This is a genomic window from Arsenophonus sp. ENCA, from assembly GCF_002287155.1.
GTDB lineage: Bacteria > Pseudomonadota > Gammaproteobacteria > Enterobacterales > Enterobacteriaceae > Arsenophonus > Arsenophonus nilaparvatae.
Genome location: NZ_NHNG01000396.1, coordinates 1 through 906 on the forward strand (window position 1 = coordinate 1; position 906 = coordinate 906).

Genomic DNA, 906 nt, shown 5'->3' on the forward strand with positions numbered 1-906 from the left:
TAGATACGCTTTAAGACTAAAATGCGAACCATGGTCTCTGTTGGAAATGGTGGACGTCCGCCTTTTTTGCTGACAGGACGCGGTACCACATGGTCGATTTCTGCTGCTAGATGCGCAAAGTCTATACCGGTTTCGATCTTGACCAGCGGGTCACCCAACTTGTCGATCGTCTGTTGGTGATACTGGTTTGCAAAGAGGTCATTCTTAATGGCGCTGCGTTTCTTCATGGTGATTAGCTCAGTAGACCAGCTTCCGATAACTTTATCAGCAAAATCAAACTCGGCTTAGGTTTTTCGAGGTGCCCTTTATTATAAAATTTAATAAATCTGTTATCCATGAAAGAAAAGATAATAATAAATTAATTTTAAAACCTACAATATTAAAGGATTGCTTTCTAAATAATTTTAATTACTATTCTATTGTTGATGATGATTTACTAACAATGAAAAACCAGCTGATTAATTGCCAAAACCTTACTGGTATTTGCTACGTTGAAGAAGCAGACAATTTGCCATTAGATGAACTACAACGTTTAGCGGATAAAATAAATAGTTATGATTTTGTTGAATATGCCTATATTGAACATACCGATACGCCTCCGCCATTCAGGCAATTGGGCACCTCGAAAAACCTAAGCCGACACGAGTTTCGCAGTCTCTAAAAAAGAAGTATAAATTTAAAAACAAGAAAAAATCAGGATGTTCATATTTTGTCCGGTTATCCATGCATTAAAGATATCTATAAAATATTCTTGCAAGTAAGCAGTGTAAGATACTCTAGTTTGGCGTTATCAGAAGTCAGCCCATCGCCTTTATCTCATGACACGGTTAGCCGATGGTTAAAAAGTAGATGTTTCCGCCCTAAAGACCTATGGCGATTAGTTGAACCTTCTATAGACAAAAAAAG

Annotated in this window: 2 protein-coding genes and 1 pseudogene; 2 read left to right on the plus strand and 1 reads right to left on the minus strand. The window is 37.3% G+C overall.

What is annotated here, in order from left to right; all coding sequences use genetic code 11:
• Nucleotides 1-227 (minus strand): annotated as a pseudogene (locus CBG25_RS10380) (IS5/IS1182 family transposase); the annotation flags it as partial.
• 215 nt (nucleotides 228-442) lie between these two features.
• Between CBG25_RS10380 and CBG25_RS10385 the strand changes: the two are divergent.
• Both CBG25_RS10385 and CBG25_RS10390 read left to right on the plus strand, forming a co-directional pair.
• Nucleotides 443-661 carry a hypothetical protein gene (locus CBG25_RS10385; RefSeq protein WP_290606501.1) on the plus strand — a complete coding sequence of 73 codons (219 nt, stop codon included), beginning with the start codon at nucleotides 443-445 and terminating at the stop codon, nucleotides 659-661.
• A 48-nt stretch (nucleotides 662-709) separates the two neighbouring features.
• On the plus strand, nucleotides 710-906 hold a 197-nt coding region (locus CBG25_RS10390), incomplete at its 3' end, for a hypothetical protein (protein WP_290604058.1).